Consider the following 16,915-nt stretch of genomic DNA (forward strand, 5'->3'; position numbering starts at 1 on the left):
CCGACGCATGGCCCTGCTAAGCCCCGCCGAATGCGCGCTTGGGTGCGCGTTCGGCGGCAAGGGTTTCTTCCATTTCATCGACAAGCCTCTGAATCTCTGCATCCTCTTGAGCCTTTGCGCCGTCCGGATGCGGCATCGCATCGGCACGCGCGTTCACAATTTCGATGACTTGCGGAATCGGTAGAATCTCGCCCGTCACAGGATCGGCCTCGGTTCCCAACCAATCGGCGGGATCGGCCTGAAGCGCATGCAGCGCTTTTGCTTGCTGTTTGACACTCTTGATGTAGTCGGCGCGTCGCTTCGCATGCTCCTTCGCCGCGCGCTTGTCGAGGAACGGCGTGAGCGTCGTCATCGTCGCTTCGGCTATAAGCTTCTCGCCCCTGTACAGATAGACCGCCTGCGTAAGATCGTCGGGGTTGTAATGCACGTAGTACCCGCTGCCGCCCGGCAACGCGGCCAGTTTTTCCGACCAGTAGCGATTCCCGAGGATCGTGAACGAATGGTCGCGACGGTTCAGCGTGACCGGCACTGCGGAGTAAGCGCACAAACGTGCCTGTGCTTCGGTTATCCGCCGCGCAACCGTGCTGCCCTCGCGGCTCAACTCGCCATATACCTGCATAGGGCTGCGCTTTTCCATGCCTTGGCCCCGATGCGGAGTCCGGTGATACGCGTCTACCTCGTCGGCAAATACCTTGCGAAAAAGGGAAAGCGGCACCGCCTTACGTGCATCCCACTCTTCCGGCCGCGCATCGGGCTTGTGGCCGCAATACGCACCCTGAAATTCCGGGCGCGGCTCCGTCCGATCTTTGATCGTGCCGAATGCACGCTCGATTGGTTTGGACTGGCCGTGTGCGGTCATCGCCCACGTGATTTGAACGCCGAGCATGGGAAAGAGGCCGATGATCTCGTCGTCTTTCACCTTCCCGCGCCGTCGCCACGGCGCGCCGCCGGAAATTTCCTTCGCGGCGTTCTCCATACCGTTGTCCATCAACATTCCGCGCGGGATGATTCGATTGGTGCGAGTCATTGCGCTGAGAAATGCCTGTCTAACAACGTCGGCGTCGAGCGATGCGGAAATGGCGTAGCCGAGAATGACGCGCGTACGAACCTCTTGAATGCCGAGCACGTACGGACGCAACACGCGCCCCTTGACGCCGAGACTTCCATCGTCGTCGCGCACCATCAGGTCAATCCGGCGACCATCAAGGCACCATAGTTCGTGCAAACTGAGCGAGGTGTAATCGCGACGCTGCGTCGGTGACAGCGCCTTGAGGGCCGTCCCACCGCTCTTGAGCAGAGTCCGGACGTCTTCCGGCACTCGGAGAAAGTCGCGCTTCGCCGTGTCATATGACGGAATCGACCAATCAAGGGACGCACCCGCCTCTTGCGTGCGACGCCATGCGGTACGAACCTTCGCACCCGGTGCCATTGCAGCGCGCAAAAAGAACTCCCACGCTGCCGGCGACCACTCGGCTTTCTTTGCGTTGTCGATTCGGTAGTCCGGGCAAACGAGCGCAAGCCAGTGTTCACGCGGTTGCCCGTCGATTTCCTTCAACCAGCGGTTGAGCGCCATCCGACCTATGCCGTGCTCCCGTTGAATGTCGGCATACGCTGCCATGCGGCTTTTCCCTGCTGCAAGCGCTTCGAACCACGAGAGAACCGCGACAAGGTTTCGTTCGGCGCGCGCTTTCAGTCTGTCGGACGCGTCCTCAAACCTCCGCCATGTCTCGGTAGCGCAATCGTTGGACTTGGCCCGCGACTCCGTCGAGATTGGCTCGTCGCGATCCAGCCTGTATCGTTCGACGTAATAGCGTGCCTTCGCGGTGGCAGGAAGGCTGTCGAAGCGAATGCGGAACTGTTCGCCACCGTTCGCGCGAATCGTCTCCGCGTCAAGCTCGCCGGACTTGATACGACGAATCACTGCATCCTTACCGACGCCCAAAAGCGCGACAGCTTCACGCGTCGTGATCCATTCACGCTCGCCTTTGCCGATCACGTTCTCGCCTTTATTCGTCATGGGTTTTATGGGTGTCGCGGCGCTCAGCCAGCGACCGCGAAGGCGCGACACCTTTGCTGTCGAAGGTGTCGCATACGTCGTCGGCAATTTCCCCCTCTTTCAAGCCGAGTAAGACCGCAGCCTTATGGCTTTGCCCGATCCTTGCCTGCCGCGTCCCCTTTAGAACCGCATGCACAACGGCAGGGTTGAGGCCGTGTCTTTTCGCCCAGCTCGATACACTGACCCCCTTTCGGCTGAAGTCGGCCAGCACTTCCTCCCGTGTCTTGAGTTTCACCGTCATATGTCACCTGTTAAGATTGAATATCGCAAACGCGAACATGTATCGCATTTGCGAACTTACTCGCGTTCGCGATACATGTCAACAGGTCCTATGTCAGAAAAGAGAAACACTCAACACGAGCGTCTGCGTGAAGAACGGGAGCGGTTGGGGCTTAGCCAAGCGAAATTTGCTGCGGCCTGTGGTATCGGCAAGACTGCGCAATACACCTATGAAGCGGGCGAGCGGACACCTGACGCCGCCTATCTCGAGGCGGCGGGACGGCTTGGGGTGGACGTGTGGTACGTAGTGCTGGGAGAACGCACGACCAGCGATATGATCGCCACCATGGCACTTCGTACGGTCCTAAACCACATTACGGAACGCCTCGGCTTAGACCATCAACAGGTCGAGCTAGCGGTAAAAACTGCTGAGGAACACGAGCGTAACGAGACTGGATGGCAGCGGTCCGAGTCCGACCCAGTCGCAACGTATGAGTTGGTCTCACGAATCGTCAGTGACGCCCTTGCAAAGCGTGACGAGTTGTCACAAACGACGCTCCAAGCCGTTCTCGAAGGCGTTGAAAACACTCTCCGGGAGTCAGGACAGGATATTTCTTCCGCGAAGAAAGCTGCCGCAATTGCCCTCCTCTATCGATCATTCGTCGCCACGGGTAAGATCGACACCAAGGCGATTAGTGATGCTTTAACCCTCGCCGCAGGCTAGTACCGTCGTTTTTCACAGGTTATTTGTCCCTGTCATATCAAATCGACGTGATACCGCCGCTCTGATCACGATCCGCTCACTTCCGTGCAGGCCTGCTCGGTTTTTTTGCAAAATCCGCTCGGTTTTTGCATAGTTTTTCGGATTTTCTCGAAAGCCCACGAAATGGCCGAGCGGCCCGTGCGACGCGGGCTTCGGCCACTTTCACCCCTTGCTTATCAATGCTCAGATTGAGCGCCCCCCCACAATTTCGGCGCCGCGAAATGTGCGGGAAACGCTTGGAAGGGGTCGCTAACGATCAGAAAAAAATCCAATCGAAACAATGACTTGTCAAGGCACGACGCAATCCTGGCGAATACCGGACGAAGGAACGCGCGTCTTTCCCGGAGCAAGACCGAAGCCGACTCCACGCCCGGATCGACCCGGCGCCGAGCGGATGATCATCGCATACATAATCCTTACGTCCAAGTCCGGACTCCAGTCGTTCGCCCCTTCTTGACACGCCTGGAACGGCACCGGCAAGCTGGCGTCGCGGCCTTGCCCGCATCGTCGGCCAGACGACGGACGCGATGTGGAATCGGGATAGGGGCGGTCAGTTGATCTGACCGATCCCCTCCCACCACCCGGCATGCGGGTCCGCACCGGGCGGTTCGAGCAGTTGAGGTTATGAGAGCCGGGGCATCGCGTCTGTCCAACGCTCGATCCACCTCGTCCAGCAACACCCGGCAACACATTGGTCAGCAGCGGCGAGAGTGGGCCACCTTGCGGTGTGCCCTCGTATCGCTCACTGACCACCCCGCCATCCCTGCTCGGCGGCGCCTTCCATGCAGTTCTTGTTCATCGGCTCGCGATTTGCGATCCACGCTTCCTCCCCACACTTGGTCGCCCTCATGCAGTTGCGCTTCACTTCATTCGCCGTGACCAGCTTATGGCGGGACTTGCACCCGCAGGAGTGCGCCCATGCTGGGCGCACAACGACAAGGCGGCATGGCGTCGCCGCCATGCCGCCCTGCTTCGTCTTCCGGCCGGCCACGATGAGCGCGCCCCACTACCGGGCCGGGGCGCGCCGCGCGCCATTACTTCGGCAGCGCGCCGGCGAGCGTCGCGATCGCCGAGGAAACCGGCGCAAGCGGATTCGACGCCGCAGCCGTCGACTTCGACGACGACACGCTCAGGTTCGGCAGCGACGCCACCACCGTGCCGACCGACGAGCCCACCGAGTTGACGACCGTGCTCGCGGCGGCGGCGCCCGTCGACAACAGCGAGCCGGTCAACGCGGCCGTGCTGCCGAACGCATTGCTGCCCGACGTCAGGACCTTGCCTGCCGAGGCCGCGCCCGAGCCCATCAGCGCGGAGCCGACGCTTCCAAGTTGCGAGCCCGTCGCGACGCCGGTGCCGGCCGCGCCCGTCAACGCGCCCGCGACGCCGCCGACAGCGCCGCCAATCGCGGCAGCCGGGTTGCTGCCCGCGACCGTTGCAATCGCGCCTGCCGCGTTGTTCGCCGTGCTCGTCAGGGCGCCGGCCGGATTGGCGACGGGCAGCGCGCTCACGAGGCCGCCGACCGCGCCCGTGACCGGATTACCGTTCGCAGCCCTCGTGAGCGTGCCCGCGACGTTGCTCACCGCTCCCGTCAACGTGGCCGTCGGGTTCGCGACGGGAAGTGCGCTCGTCAGGCCGCTCACGACGCTCGTGATCGGCGTGATCGGATTGCCGCCGATCGCGTTCGCGAGCGTGCCGACCACGTTGTTCACGACGCCCGGCAGCGGATTGCTGCTCACCGCCCCCGAGATCGCGCCAGCCACGTTGCTCGCGGCCCCCGCCAGTGCGCCCGAGCCATTGCTGGCCGCGCCGGCCAATGCGCCAGTCGCGTTGCTCAGCGCGCCCGGCAGCGGGTTGCTGTTCGCGAGATTCGTCAGCGTGCCGACCACGGTGTTCGCGACGCCGGACAGCGGGTTGTTCGCTACCGCGCCTTGCAGCGTGCTCACCGCGTTGTTCAGCGCACCCGGCAGCGAGTTGTTGCTCGCCAAATTCGTCAGCGTGCCGACCGCGGTGTTCGCGACGCCCGACAGCGGATTGTTCGCCGCCGCGTTTTGCAGCGTGCTCACCGCGTTGTTCAGCGCACCCGGCAGCGGGTTGCTGTTCGCGAGATTCGTCAGCGTGCCGACCGCGGTGTTCGCGACGCCGGACAGCGGATTGTTCGCCGCCGCGTTTTGCAGCGTGCTCACCGCGTTGTTCAATGCACCCGGCACCGGGTTGCTGTTCGCGAGATTCGTCAGCGTGCCGACCACGGTGTTCGCGACACCAGACAGCGGATTGTTCGCCGCCGCGTTTTGCAGCGTGCTCACCGCGTTGTTCAGCGCACCCGGCAGCGGGTTGTTGCTCGCCAGATTCGTCAGCGTGCCGACCGCGCCGCTCGCCACCCCCTGAATCGGATTGTGGCTCGCCGCGTTCGCGAGCGCGCCAGTAAGGTTGTCGAGTGCGCCGTTGCTGATCGAGGCATCGGCCGAACCAAGCGCGCTCGCATGGATCGATCCATGTTGCGCTCCGCCGGCAAGCGCCAACGTCGCGCCGCCCCAACCGGCACCGCCAAGGTCGGCCACCGAAGCGGAAATCGGAAGCGTGTCCAACCCGCCTGCGACAGCCGGCGTCGCAGCCGCGCCCCCAAATGCGACCGCAGCGGACAGTGCAATGCTCGTCAACCTGAAGTTTTGTTTCATATGTGACCTCGTGTGGATGGGTACCGCCGTCGTTACGGCGCCGAGGTCGTCGCACGGAGCATGCCAGCATGTGCGCCGGATCGATCGCGCACTATTTCCATCAGGAAAACAATACCAGGACGAATTTAATTGCTCGATACATCGCACAAACAGAATAGTTGACCTGATCCGATGCCGCCGTTACGCAGGCCGTAACGTAACATCGCATTCCATTCCGTTACACTCGATGTTCAAATATCCCGTTGAAATACGCGAGCATAAATTCCATAAAAATCCAATGAAAATTCAATAAAAATTTTTTCGATATCTCACATCAAACCTGTCTGCCCCCTCAGCACGACGATCGCTGAAGAGCGGCCGATACGTCGCGCGAGTCAACGCACTTCCATAACCCTCCTCCAAGGGGACCGGTCAGCGTTCATCAGACTTGAACGCCCATCCCGTACGCGCTCCGCAGCGGGACAGCATCGGCCATTACCTTTCATATAGAAATACAAATCCTCATATCCCGTGCACACATTCCTTCCAAAATTTCACAAAATTCCGTTTTAAATGAATAGGAAATGTCGATCCGAAAATTTTTTTGGATCATGCGCGTTCGCGCAAAAAAGATCGAATGAACTCGTGGCTGTTCATGAAGCGGACATCTTCGTCGGTATCTGGCACGGCGATCCACGCTTCCAAAGACGAGAAGGGAAAAGCCCGCGCCGAAGATCTCGACCGGCGTCCAGAGGAGCGCCCGCGACGTACTTGTCGTGGACGTCGATCCCGCATCCGGGCCTGAAAAATCAGGCGAAGGCGCGCCTGGCCGATCCGCGGTCATCGGCGCGCTACGCGGCCTTCATCGCGCCGGCCGTGCGTTTGCGTGGCCGAGCCGGTGCGTCGCAGGTCGCCGCGGCGCGCGCCGACTCGGTCGAACCCGCGGCCAACTGATGCGTCCGATACGCATCGCCCCATTCGCGCAAGCTGATCAGCACGGGCGCGAGCGTCTTGCCGAACGGCGTCAGTTCGTATTCGACCTTCGGCGGCACCTGCGGGTAGACGTGGCGCACGACGATCCCGTCCGCCTCGAGCTCACGCAATTGCAGCGTCAGCATTCGCTGCGTCGTGTTCGGCATCAGCCGCGTGAGCTCCATGAAGCGCTTCTTCTCCTTCAAGAGATGAAACAGGATCACGGGCTTCCACAATCCACCGATGACGGAAAGGGTCACCTCGACGGAACACCCGCTCTTGCTGTCGAAACGCTTCGGTCGCATCGCGCATATACCTACAAAATTGATAGTACCGGCTTTAATTGTACGTTCTTGCATCGAAAGAAGTACATGCGGACAATTTGCTCATCCGCCGCCGGCCGCCCCCACCCGGCCGTTCCGGGCGCATCGTTCGCACACCGCGCGATGCGCTCGCCACTCACAGGAGTCGAATCGATGAAAGCCATCATGTTGCGCCAGCCCGCCGGCCTCGAGCATCTCGAACGCGTGACGCTCGCCGATCCGGGCGCGCCCGCCTCGGGAGAAATCCGCGTTCGCATTCACGCGAGCTCGCTCAACTATCACGACCTCGGCGTCGTCACGGGCAGGCTGAGCACTGCCGACAAACGCATCCCGATGTCGGACGGCGCGGGCGTCGTCGAAGCGATCGGCGAAGGCGTCACGGAGTTCGCGCCCGGCGATGCGGTCGTGTCGACCTTCTTCCCGCAATGGCTCGACGGCGGGCCGACCACCGCGGACTTCACGACGGTGCCGGGCGATGGCGTCGACGGCTACGCGCGCGAAGCGGTCGTGCGCCCCGCGCACTGGTTCACGCACGCGCCGAATGGCTACACGCACGAAGAAGCCGCGACGCTGACGACAGCGGGCCTCACCGCCTGGCGCGCACTCGTCGTCGACGGAGGCTTGAAGGCGGGAGACAGCGTGCTCGTGCTCGGCACGGGCGGCGTGTCGATCTTCGCGCTGCAGTTCGCGAAACGCATGGGCGCGACCGTGATCGCCACGTCGTCGTCGGACGAGAAGCTGGAGCGGGCGCGTGCGCTCGGCGCGGATCACGTCGTCAACTATCGTCGCGACGCAAACTGGGCGGCGAAGGTGCTCGAACAAACGAGCGGGCGCGGCGTCGACCACGTGATCGAAGTGGGCGGCCCCGACACGCTCCCGCAATCGATCCAGGCATGCCGGATCGGCGGCCATATCGCGCTGATCGGCGTGCTGACCGGCATTGCCGGCCCCGTGCCGACCGTCGCGCTGATGGCCCGCCAGCAGAACCTGCAAGGCCTGATCGTCGGCAGCCGCCGGCATCAGATCGACATGGTGCGCGCAATCGACGCGACCGGCATCAAGCCGGTCATCGATCGCGCGTACGCGCTCGACGACATCGCCGACGCCTTCAGCCACCAGGCCGCCGGCAAGCACTTCGGCAAGATCTGCCTGTCGATCTGAGCAAAACGGCGCGAGCCGCGCCGCGCGCGCGGCTCGCGCCGTTCAGCGCATCGATCTGCGCCTCGTGTGAACGATCGGATTGTGCTGCGACGTGAAGCTCATCGACGCGGCCAAGCGCGCCAGCGCGGCCTCGCCCGCCTCGCCGATCCCGCTGCGCGCGGGCGACGCGAGCAGCATGTCGAGCCAGGCGCTCAGCGCGTCGCGATGAAACCGCGCGGCGATCGAGGCAACGGCCTGCGGCGCCGCGATCATCACGCCCGCGAGCAGGTAATACGCCCAGAAGCTGCCCGCGCCCGTCAGACGCTCGAGCCGGCAAACGGCAAGCGCGGCGAGCAGCCCTTCCGTCGACGCAAGGTCCCGGCGCTCGCGAAGAATCGCGGCGGCGACGCCGTTGTGCTCGCCGCCGTATGCATCGACGGTGACCGTCGCATTCGTCGCATTCGTCGCGAGCGTCGCCGAAAACGCGGCCAACGCGGCCAACGCGTCGACACGCCTCTCGTGCGCGCCCCACATGCGTGCGATCGCCCGGTCGATCACCCGCCCCGCCGCCGGCCCGTCGAAGCTGACGATGCCGCGCATCGCATCGTCCGCGGCTTCGCCATCCGCCGCGAACGCGCGCCCGATGCCAAGCTCGATCGAATCGAGCGCGGCCCAGCCGACTTCGGGATCGTCGTAGCCGAGTGCGTCGGCGACGCCATACGCGCCGTCGAACACGGCCTTCGAACCCGGCAGGTAGCGGTCGACGGCCGCAAGCAGCCGTTTCGTCGGCGTGCGCGCCAATGCGCCATATTCGGCGGCGAGCGCCGTGTCGGCGGATGTGCCGTCGCCCCGCAGCGCCGCGAGCAGTTCGTTCAGGAGATCGGCGTCGGCCGTCGGCCCGCGCCGCGCATGCGCGTCCGCTCTCGCGAGCGTGTTGCACGCGGCAGTCGCGACGCGCGCTTCGCGGCTTGCCGCCGCAGCGGATGCGAAACGCTCCGCATGATCGAGGAGATGCCGAAGCCATGCTGCCGTGCGCAAGCTGCCGAGCGACGGGCCTTCGGCGTCGACGCGATGATTATGACTGTCAGGCATGGGTCATCCGAGAAATAGCGATGCGGATCGTGTCCGCACTCGGGCGACGGCAACTGTCGCTGCACGTCGCGCGCGCCGCCCTCGCCCATGCGTCGAAGGCTCGGTCCTGCGCGGCGTGTCGATGCTCGAACGCGTCGCCCCATTCTTTTCGACAACGGCCGACTCGCGCCCGCCTTGCACTCGATCGGGCTCCGAAGCATCGGCACGACGGTCCCCTCGCCTTCATGCTCGTCTCGCATACCAGCGTGCGCCCCGTGCACGCATGCGCGACGCGCTTGCCCCTCCAGCGCGATCGCGATGCTCGCCAGGCCGCACATGCCGGCACAACGGCATGTGCGGCTGCCCTCGCGTCAGGCGACTTTCCCGTCACTCGTCGTCTTGCGAACGCGGCGGCTCCTGGCAGCCGCATTCGCGCGATGCACGCGGGCGGCTCATGATCGACGAGCCGCCCTGCGCCGAAACCGTGACGAATTACTGGACGTGGAACTTCGGCGACGTCACGACCGTCCCCGTGACCTTGCAGTCCGGCGCCAGCGCCGCATTGCTGAAGGTGAGCGACGAGTTCGTATCACTCCACGCCGTCACGACCTTGCTCGGGCCGCACTGGCCGAGCATCGACACGTTGACCTGCACGTTGTTGATCGTCAGTTGTGTTGCGCTGTCGGCCTGGCCCGTCCACGGATTCAGGCCGCTTGCGCTGCCCTTGATGAGGCTGCACAGGCTGTTGGTGCCGGTAAACGTCGTCGACGTGATGTTGACGATGCCTGCGGGCGTGATTGTGCCGTTGAACGTCGCGACACAGTTCGCGCTGATCGATCCCTTCGACAGCAGTGTTTCGTAGGGCGCCGACGTCGCCGAGAACGGCTCGCCGTTCGGGTTCATCGGCTGCCCGTCGGCGCGGGACACGGTGACGGCGAGTGCGGGCGTAGCTGCGGCCGCTGCGAATGCCAGCGCGACAACGAACGGAACAAATTTACGGTTACGCATGGGTCTGCCTCACTTGACGAATGGCGGCTTGCCGCCAGTGGCGTGACGTTGCGGCTGACGAACCTCGGTCCGCTCGGTCACAAGGAAGCCCGGGCGCCGGCGCCGCGCGCCCGCGGCTCAGAACTTGTAGGAAATCCCCACGAACGTGATGAGCGGATCGGCCTTCAGTTTCGTGCGCGTCGTTGCGAGCGTCGTGCCGTCGGCGGCCTTGATGACGAGCGACGAGTACGTCTTGAGCGGCATGTACGACAGCGTCGCCGTCAGCGCCCAGCTTTTCGCGAACGCGTAGCTCGCGCCGATGTTGTAGACCGGCGTGAACGACGACGAGGCCTTCCCCTCGACCGACGTCGGCCCCGGCTTGCCGGCGCCCGCGGCGAGCACGCTGCCGAGGTTGTCGTTGATGTCCTTGGCAAAATTTCCGTTGAGCTCGATGTTCGAGAACCAGCTATACGCGACGCCGATGCCGACGAACGGCCGGAACTTCGCGGTCGGCGAATTGAAGTAGTAGTTCAGGATGACCGTCGGGCTCCATTGCCGCGCATTCTTCACGGCGGGCTGATTCGCCGGATTGCCGAGATCGACGTTGCCGAGCGAGCCCGACGGACCGGGCGGCCTGATCACGCCGTGCCCCGTCAACGCGAATTCCGGCGGAATCCCGAGCACGGACGTCACCGCGATGTGATCGGTGAAGAAATACGTGAACGTGAGGCCCACCGTGTCCGCATTGTTGACCGTGAGACTCGTGCCCGGCGACGTGAACGAGCCGGGCAGCCGCAGCGGCCCGTTGATCGGCGAGTTCACGACGTTGGTGGTGAGGCCGTTGGTCGAATCCTGCGGCATCACGTGGAGCCAGCCGAGCGTCGCGACCAAGTCGCCCGCCTGCTGTGCGAAAGCGCCCGTCGATGCACCGGCAACGACGCACGCGGCAATCAGCTTCTTCATAAGGTCTCCTGATACTTCGATCGCGCGATGCGCGCCCGCGGGCCGCGCATCGCCGTGTGTCTCCTGTCTTGCGCTAGGCTTATTGCACGAACGCGCCCACCGTAAAGTACGGGTTGTTGACATCGCTCATGTCGAGAAAGCCGAATACGCCGCCCGTGAAGACGAACTTGCCGGTGGGCGGCCCCGACGCCGCACTGGTCTGGACTGTCGTCACGACGCCCGGCACGGCCTGCGTGTAGTCGAGATTGAGCGAGCGCGTGAGCGCGACCTGCGACGCATGGAACGGATCGAGCAGCGTCGCCTGCGCGCCGACGAGCGCGGTGGCGCGGTAATCGAGCAGGCTGTCGACGCCCGTGTACTCGCCGTCTTGCGAGCCCAATGCGAGCGTCTTCTGCGGGCTCAGAATCGAGATCCCCGATTCGTCGTCCGCGACGGGCGCGCCTTGCGTCAGATCACCATTCGCCGCGCCGGTGCGAATGAAGACCGGCACCAGTTGATCGCGCAGCTTGCCGACGATCAGGATGCCCTTGCCCGCCTTCGAAGGATCGAGCGAAGCGAGCGTCGGCGGAATCTGCGGCTGATAGTTGAGCGACTGGAACACGGGCGCGTCGGCGCGCAGCGTCAGCTTCTGATTGACGATCGCGCTCGACGCGAGCGGCTGGCCGCCGTTCTTCTTGCCGAAGTTGTCGGTCTCGACGTACGTGCCGTCCGCATTGATCGTGACCTTCGCGTCGACGGCCGCCTGCGCGAAGTTCTGCGACGGCACCTGGTGATAGCCGAGCTGGTTGTAGTTGCCCGCGATCTTCGAAAGATCGGTCTCCTGATCGGAGAAGCTGATGAACGGATAGTACGGGAACGTCGTCTTCGGAATCTGCCCGACGCCGATCACGCCGCCGAATTGAATCGTCGCGCCGGGAATCGCGCCGCCCAGCACGCCCTCGCCGAGGAACACGCGCGCCGGGCGGTTCGGATCGAGGCTCGCGTTGTTCAGCCGGAACGTGCACTGGTTGAGCTTCTCGGTCGGCAGGCCCGTCTCGTCCGTCAGCGTTCCCGTCACGATGTTGTTCGGCGGCGTATCTCGGGTCGGCTGCACGGTGCCCGTCGTCGCCGGCACCGGCGACGCGAGATACGTGATCTGGAACGTCATCTTCGTCGTGTCGAGCTGCACGCGAACCAGCTCGCCCGAGCCGGAGCCGCCCGTAAACACGGTGTTGTAGTCGATCGTCTTCGGGCACAGCCGGACGACGGGCGCGGGCGGCGGATCGTCACCGCCGCCGCAGGCGCTCAGGACGGAAGCCAATACGGCGGCAGCCAGCGATTTTCTCCAATACATAGGAATCCTCGATATTTTGAAGTCCGCGGCGGCGCGCCGGCCGCCGCGAAGTCATGCGTTACTGAACGAAAGCGCCGACCGTGAAGAACGGGTTGTACTGGCTGTTGTTGACGACCATCCCGTAGACGTTGCCGACCTTGATGAGCCAGCCGTAATCTCCCTTCCTGAAGATCGCGACCGTGCCCGCGCTGCCTTGCGCGTCGAAGTCGCGCGTCGCCGTCACCTTGATCTTGCCGGGCGTCGTCTGTGTGTAGTCCACCGAGAACTGCGCGCTCACCGACGACGTCATCGGGTCCAGGAACGCGGCGGTCGCGCCCTGGAACAGCGTCGACGTATAGTTCGCCGCGAGCGTCGACACGGCCGAGCCATCCGTGCAATTGCCGGCGGACGGATAGAAGAAGCCGTCTCGATACGTGCCGGGCAATTCGGGATGAGGCACCGTGTTGTCGAACGCGGAACCGCTGTTGGCGGGGGCTGTCGAGGTGCCGCCGAAGCTCACGACGCCGCACGCGACCGCGCTCGTCGCGCCGATGTAGCCGCCTTGCAGCGAATTCGCCGCGACCGGCGTGGCGGGCGCGAGCACCGAGATGCCGATCTCCGCGTCCGCGACCGATCCGAGCGGATTGCCCGAGTCGACGTTCGCGTAGCCGACGCGAATGACGACGGGCACGAGCTGGCCATTGAGCCTGCCGACGATCATCACGCCCTGCGCCTGGCTCGGCGTCACGATCACGAGCGGTTGCCCTTGCCCGGCGGACGGATACGGCTGGTTCGGCTGCGGATGGCTCACGAACACGTTGTCGGACGTGCCGTCCGCGTTCTTGCGCAGCGTCCACGGGGTGCCCGTCGTGCGGCACGAATAGTCGCTGCCCGGCGTGATCGTACACGAGCCGTCCGCGTTGAGCGTCTGCGTCCAGTTCACGACGTCCGGCTGCCAGCCTTGCGGCGCCACTGTCTGGAACGACGTGCCCGTCGGCTGAAGATGCACGCCGACTTCGTTGTACACGCCCGCCACTTTCGTGAAGTCCGTTTCGGTGTCCGTAAAGCCGATGAACGGATAGAAATCGAACGTGCGCGACGGCACCGCGCCGATCGTGAACCCCGGGAACAGTTCGAGGCCCGGGAACGCGACCGTCGCGCCCGGAATCCCGCCGCCCACGACGCCCATGCCGACGAACAGCATCGGCGGATCGGCGCGGTTGATCGTCACCGAGTACGCGCCATCGCTCGTCGCGCCGTTGTCGAGCACGAACGCACAGCGATTCTGCTCGGCGGTCGGCAGCCCGGTCGCGTTGTGGAACGTGCCGCTGATCGCGAGGCCGGCGCGCGTGTTGTTGATCTGCCCCGCCGACGTCGGCACCGACGATGCGACGAACTGCATCTGGTAAGTCTTCTTCGCCGTATCGAACTTGACCTTCACGTATTCGCCGCTACCCGAGCCGCCCGTGTACGTCGTCGAGTAATCAAGCGCGTCGGGACACAGCTTCGTCACCGTCGGCGGCGTCGTGCTCGGCCCGCTCGGCGGACACGAGCCTCCCGAGCACTGCCCGACTTGAATCGGGCCGGGATCGTCCCCGCCGCCGCAGCCGGCGACGAACGGCATCGCGGCAACCACACAGGACAGCACGGCTGCGCGAAGATTAGGAATGCAAAGCATCACCCCTCCTTTTTGATCGAATCCGGTCTCGTCCGGCGTAGCGTGATCACCCGCCGGCTGGTTGGTATTTCGGTGTCGCCGTCGGCGACGCGGCAATTCGCGACGCCTGGTCGCAAGCGCGAACAGTGCTGATCCGGCACGCGGAATTCAATGCGCGCGCCGATTCGCGGCGCGGCATGGCAATGCGGCGCCCTCAAGCGGAAAATTGAATGAAAATCGACGGCTAATTGGCGATGCGATTGCGCAGGAAAGCAATGCGTGCGACGACTTCCCGAACGGGAATTTGAAAATACAGCGGCTCCGCCGCCCCCTCGTATGTGCGTATCATCCTCAGTCTCCGTAAGTACGCTCGTAGTTATCGTGCTGCTTTATTTGCCATGACTATGATCCGATGAATCGGCCATGTAAACCGACACATGGTTCCAAACATTCGGGCCACGACAAACCTCGACCGTTCAATGCTCTCAACGTTTTTTCAAACATCGTACCAGATCATGTCAAATTCCGATCGAACAGCTTTCGCATCGCTTTCTCGTCAGCATGATGAATGACGCAGCGCACCAAGGCAACCCTTTCCGCACTTTTCTCTCGTTTCGCACGACAGAGGAAACAATGGCGATGATTCGATTCGTTTGAAAAGCGTCCGGCGGAAATGAAAATCACATCGCCGCGATATTTATTTTTCTCGATTTTCCGCAACGCTGATGCCGATGCGCCGAACGCCTGCGATCGCTCAGGCGCTCGCGTGATCCTGCTGAGCGTCGTAGGCCGTGCGCGCATCGAGCACGGCGTCGATGTGCGTTTCCGCCCACACGATGATCGGCGAGATCGAGCGCGCGAGCGTGTGGCCGAGCGGCGTCAACGCATATTCGACAGACACCGGCACCGTCGCGTATACGGTGCGCGTGACGAGCCCATCTCGCTCGAGCCGCTTGAGCGTTTGCGACAGCACCTTCTGCGACAGGCCTTCGATATGCCGCAGCAGCGTGTTGAAGCGCAGCGGCTCGTGCGACAGCAGTGCGAGAATCAGGACGGTCCATTTATCCGCAATGCGATCGAGCACGAGCCGCGTCGGGCATTCCGACGCGTACACGTTGCCCTTGCTCAGCGCGTCGAGCAGCGAGGGTTTCCTCTCGGTAATCTGCTCACCATCGGGTGCGTTCTTTCGCATCGTTGCCATCCAGTCTATAGTTTCTTCCGGTAACTACCCGCGGCGTAGATACTAGCACCGTTTGCACGACGGCCCGTTTCCGCGCCGCAACGCATATCGACGCACGCTGCAAGGCTTTCGCGGTGATCGACGACATCATCGGTTTCGCGTCGATCCATCGATTCGTTTTACTAACTTTCTTACAGCGAGGTGAGCGCCCAGAAACCGTTCCGACGACACCGGCCTGCCTCGACGCCGCTGCATCGCCTGCTTGCGTCGCCCATACGACACCAAGACTTCTCAGGGAATCCTTCATGTTCTTACGCTCTCTCGTGGCGCTCGCCGCCGCAGCCGCCCCGATGCTCGGCGCGATCCCCGCGCACGCGGCCGGCACCGGCGCGCCGCTTCAGATCGACGTCTACAACCCCGGCGAAAAGAGCCTCTTTCCCGTCTCGTCCGAGATCGTCACGGGCAGGACCGGCACGATCCTCATCGACGCACAGTTCCAGCGCAACGACGCCGAAGCGCTCGTCAACAGGATCAAGGCGACCGGCAAGCCGCTCAAGCTCGTCTATGTCAGCCACAGCGATCCGGACTACTACTTCGGCCTCGACACGATCAAGGCCGCGTTCCCGGACGCGAAGATCGTCGCGACGCCGCAGACGGTCGCCGCGATCAAGGCGACCAAGGACGACAAGCTCGCGTACTGGGGGCCGATCCTGAAGGACAACGCGCCGCGCGCGCTCGTCGTGCCGCAGCCGCTTGGCGGCGACAGGCTCACGCTCGACGGCCACGAACTGCGCGTCGTCGGCCTCGGCGGTCCGTCGCCCGACCGCACCTTCGTGTCGATCCCGTCCGCGCATGCGGTCGTCGGCGGCATCCCAGTCGCGGCGAACATCCATGTGTGGATTGCCGATACGCAGACGCCGGAGTCGCGCCGCAACTGGATCAGAACGCTCGACCGGATCGCGGCGCTGCGTCCGTTGCGCGTCGTGCCCGGCCACTACCTCGCGAATCCGGACGGCAGCGAGCCGTACACGCTCGCGTCCGTGAAGTTCACGCGCGACTACCTGGCCGCATTCGAAACAGAAGCCGCGAAGGCAAAAAATTCCGGAGAACTGATTGCCGCGATGAAGGCGCGCTATCCGAATCTCGCCGACGTGGCGTCGCTCGAAATGAGCGCGAAGGTCATCAAGGGCGAGATGCAGTGGCCCGTCGGCGTCGGCGCGGCGTCCGCGTTCCCCGCCGCGGGCAAGAAGGCGCTCGTGCAGTTCGGCGACATCGGCTTTCGCCTCGACTTCAAGGACGACCACACGATGACGTTCGTCGGCACGTCCGGCCAGTACCAGGGCGCAACCGACACAGTCGAATACGAGGCGACGCAGATCCGACCGCAAGTGTTCATGGTCCATTGGCACGAGCCGAAGAGCGGCGACAACGTCGTGCACGTCGAAGATTTCGAGAACGGCGTCGTCTACACGAACATCGCGCACCGCAACGGCGAGTTCCAGCATCTGAAGGGAACGATTCGCATCGAGGACGCGAAGTAAGCCAGCGTCAGCGCATCGAACCACCGCACAGGCCTCGCGTTCGTCTTCCCGACCATATTCTAGTATTCTGGATTTTA

General features: G+C 63.7%; 13 protein-coding genes. 3 read left to right on the forward strand and 10 right to left on the reverse strand.

Annotated features, from left to right (window positions below; translation table 11 throughout):
• Nucleotides 1–16: 16 nt before the first annotated feature.
• Both WT16_RS13160 and WT16_RS13165 read right to left on the reverse strand, forming a co-directional pair.
• The gene (locus WT16_RS13160) at nucleotides 17–2,017 is read right to left on the reverse strand and encodes a transposase domain-containing protein (RefSeq protein ID WP_082874798.1); all 2,001 of its coding nucleotides are present in this window, start codon (nucleotides 2,015–2,017) and stop codon (nucleotides 17–19) included.
• Nucleotides 2,007–2,297 carry a DNA-binding protein gene (locus WT16_RS13165; protein ID WP_063533486.1) on the reverse strand — a complete coding sequence of 97 codons (291 nt, stop codon included), beginning with the start codon at nucleotides 2,295–2,297 and terminating at the stop codon, nucleotides 2,007–2,009. Before WT16_RS13165 ends, WT16_RS13160 begins: the two co-directional genes overlap by 11 nt.
• A 75-nt stretch (nucleotides 2,298–2,372) precedes the next feature.
• On the opposite strand from WT16_RS13165, the gene WT16_RS13170 reads away from it, so the two are divergent.
• Nucleotides 2,373–2,999, forward strand: a complete 627-nt coding sequence (locus tag WT16_RS13170) for a helix-turn-helix transcriptional regulator (RefSeq protein WP_231892058.1) — start codon at nucleotides 2,373–2,375, stop codon at nucleotides 2,997–2,999.
• Nucleotides 3,000–4,072: 1,073 nt separating this feature from the next.
• Here the strand turns inward: WT16_RS13170 and WT16_RS13175 are convergent.
• A complete protein-coding gene (locus WT16_RS13175) occupies nucleotides 4,073–5,713 on the reverse strand; it encodes a hypothetical protein (protein WP_156521435.1) in 1,641 nt (546 codons plus the stop codon).
• A gap of 830 nt (nucleotides 5,714–6,543) precedes the next feature.
• Complete coding sequence (locus tag WT16_RS13180) at nucleotides 6,544–6,969, reverse strand: helix-turn-helix domain-containing protein (protein ID WP_063533487.1); 426 nt, start codon at nucleotides 6,967–6,969, stop codon at nucleotides 6,544–6,546.
• A 171-nt stretch (nucleotides 6,970–7,140) separates the two neighbouring features.
• Between WT16_RS13180 and WT16_RS13185 the strand changes: the two genes are divergently transcribed.
• Nucleotides 7,141–8,148 carry an NAD(P)-dependent alcohol dehydrogenase gene (locus tag WT16_RS13185; protein ID WP_063533859.1) on the forward strand — a complete coding sequence of 336 codons (1,008 nt, stop codon included), beginning with the start codon at nucleotides 7,141–7,143 and terminating at the stop codon, nucleotides 8,146–8,148.
• Nucleotides 8,149–8,190: 42 nt separating this feature from the next.
• On the opposite strand, the gene WT16_RS13190 is transcribed toward WT16_RS13185, so the two are convergent.
• The 6 genes from WT16_RS13190 to WT16_RS13215 form a co-directional block, all read right to left on the reverse strand.
• Nucleotides 8,191–9,219, reverse strand: coding sequence for a hypothetical protein (locus WT16_RS13190; protein ID WP_063533488.1), 1,029 nt, complete (start codon nucleotides 9,217–9,219; stop codon nucleotides 8,191–8,193).
• 471 nt (nucleotides 9,220–9,690) lie between these two features.
• Entirely contained in the window at nucleotides 9,691–10,206 is a 516-nt protein-coding gene (locus tag WT16_RS13195) for a hypothetical protein (RefSeq protein ID WP_063533489.1), read from the reverse strand.
• A gap of 117 nt (nucleotides 10,207–10,323) precedes the next feature.
• A complete protein-coding gene (locus WT16_RS13200; protein ID WP_006025485.1) occupies nucleotides 10,324–11,148 on the reverse strand; it encodes an OmpW family outer membrane protein in 825 nt (274 codons plus the stop codon).
• A gap of 79 nt (nucleotides 11,149–11,227) precedes the next feature.
• A complete protein-coding gene (locus tag WT16_RS13205) occupies nucleotides 11,228–12,481 on the reverse strand; it encodes a DUF2957 domain-containing protein (protein ID WP_059930849.1) in 1,254 nt (417 codons plus the stop codon).
• Between the two features lie 58 nt (nucleotides 12,482–12,539).
• Complete coding sequence (locus WT16_RS13210) at nucleotides 12,540–14,138, reverse strand: DUF2957 domain-containing protein (protein WP_009913401.1); 1,599 nt, start codon at nucleotides 14,136–14,138, stop codon at nucleotides 12,540–12,542.
• A 733-nt stretch (nucleotides 14,139–14,871) separates the two neighbouring features.
• Nucleotides 14,872–15,318, reverse strand: a complete 447-nt coding sequence (locus WT16_RS13215; RefSeq protein ID WP_063533490.1) for a helix-turn-helix domain-containing protein — start codon at nucleotides 15,316–15,318, stop codon at nucleotides 14,872–14,874.
• A gap of 284 nt (nucleotides 15,319–15,602) precedes the next feature.
• Here WT16_RS13215 and WT16_RS13220 point away from each other — a divergent pair, with 284 nt between their 5' ends.
• The gene (locus tag WT16_RS13220) at nucleotides 15,603–16,838 is read left to right on the forward strand and encodes an MBL fold metallo-hydrolase (RefSeq protein ID WP_015600571.1); all 1,236 of its coding nucleotides are present in this window, start codon (nucleotides 15,603–15,605) and stop codon (nucleotides 16,836–16,838) included.
• Nucleotides 16,839–16,915: the final 77 nt, after the last annotated feature.

This window comes from Burkholderia sp. MSMB1589WGS, assembly GCF_001636105.1.
GTDB lineage: Bacteria > Pseudomonadota > Gammaproteobacteria > Burkholderiales > Burkholderiaceae > Burkholderia > Burkholderia humptydooensis.

What these genes read in the sequence shown, in the direction of transcription:
- WT16_RS13220 (WP_015600571.1), top strand. Translation starts at nt 15,603, where the DNA reads ATGTTCTTACGCTCTCTCGTGGCGCTCGCCGCCGCAGCCGCCCCGATG.
- WT16_RS13190 (WP_063533488.1), bottom strand. Translation starts at nt 9,219, where the DNA reads ATGCCTGACAGTCATAATCATCGCGTCGACGCCGAAGGCCCGTCGCTC.
- WT16_RS13185 (WP_063533859.1), top strand. Translation starts at nt 7,141, where the DNA reads ATGAAAGCCATCATGTTGCGCCAGCCCGCCGGCCTCGAGCATCTCGAA.
- WT16_RS13210 (WP_009913401.1), bottom strand. Translation starts at nt 14,138, where the DNA reads ATGCTTTGCATTCCTAATCTTCGCGCAGCCGTGCTGTCCTGTGTGGTT.
- WT16_RS13215 (WP_063533490.1), bottom strand. Translation starts at nt 15,318, where the DNA reads ATGGCAACGATGCGAAAGAACGCACCCGATGGTGAGCAGATTACCGAG.
- WT16_RS13205 (WP_059930849.1), bottom strand. Translation starts at nt 12,481, where the DNA reads ATGTATTGGAGAAAATCGCTGGCTGCCGCCGTATTGGCTTCCGTCCTG.
- WT16_RS13200 (WP_006025485.1), bottom strand. Translation starts at nt 11,148, where the DNA reads ATGAAGAAGCTGATTGCCGCGTGCGTCGTTGCCGGTGCATCGACGGGC.
- WT16_RS13160 (WP_082874798.1), bottom strand. Translation starts at nt 2,017, where the DNA reads ATGACGAATAAAGGCGAGAACGTGATCGGCAAAGGCGAGCGTGAATGG.
- WT16_RS13165 (WP_063533486.1), bottom strand. Translation starts at nt 2,297, where the DNA reads ATGACGGTGAAACTCAAGACACGGGAGGAAGTGCTGGCCGACTTCAGC.
- WT16_RS13180 (WP_063533487.1), bottom strand. Translation starts at nt 6,969, where the DNA reads ATGCGACCGAAGCGTTTCGACAGCAAGAGCGGGTGTTCCGTCGAGGTG.
- WT16_RS13195 (WP_063533489.1), bottom strand. Translation starts at nt 10,206, where the DNA reads ATGCGTAACCGTAAATTTGTTCCGTTCGTTGTCGCGCTGGCATTCGCA.
- WT16_RS13175 (WP_156521435.1), bottom strand. Translation starts at nt 5,713, where the DNA reads ATGAAACAAAACTTCAGGTTGACGAGCATTGCACTGTCCGCTGCGGTC.
- WT16_RS13170 (WP_231892058.1), top strand. Translation starts at nt 2,373, where the DNA reads ATGTCAACAGGTCCTATGTCAGAAAAGAGAAACACTCAACACGAGCGT.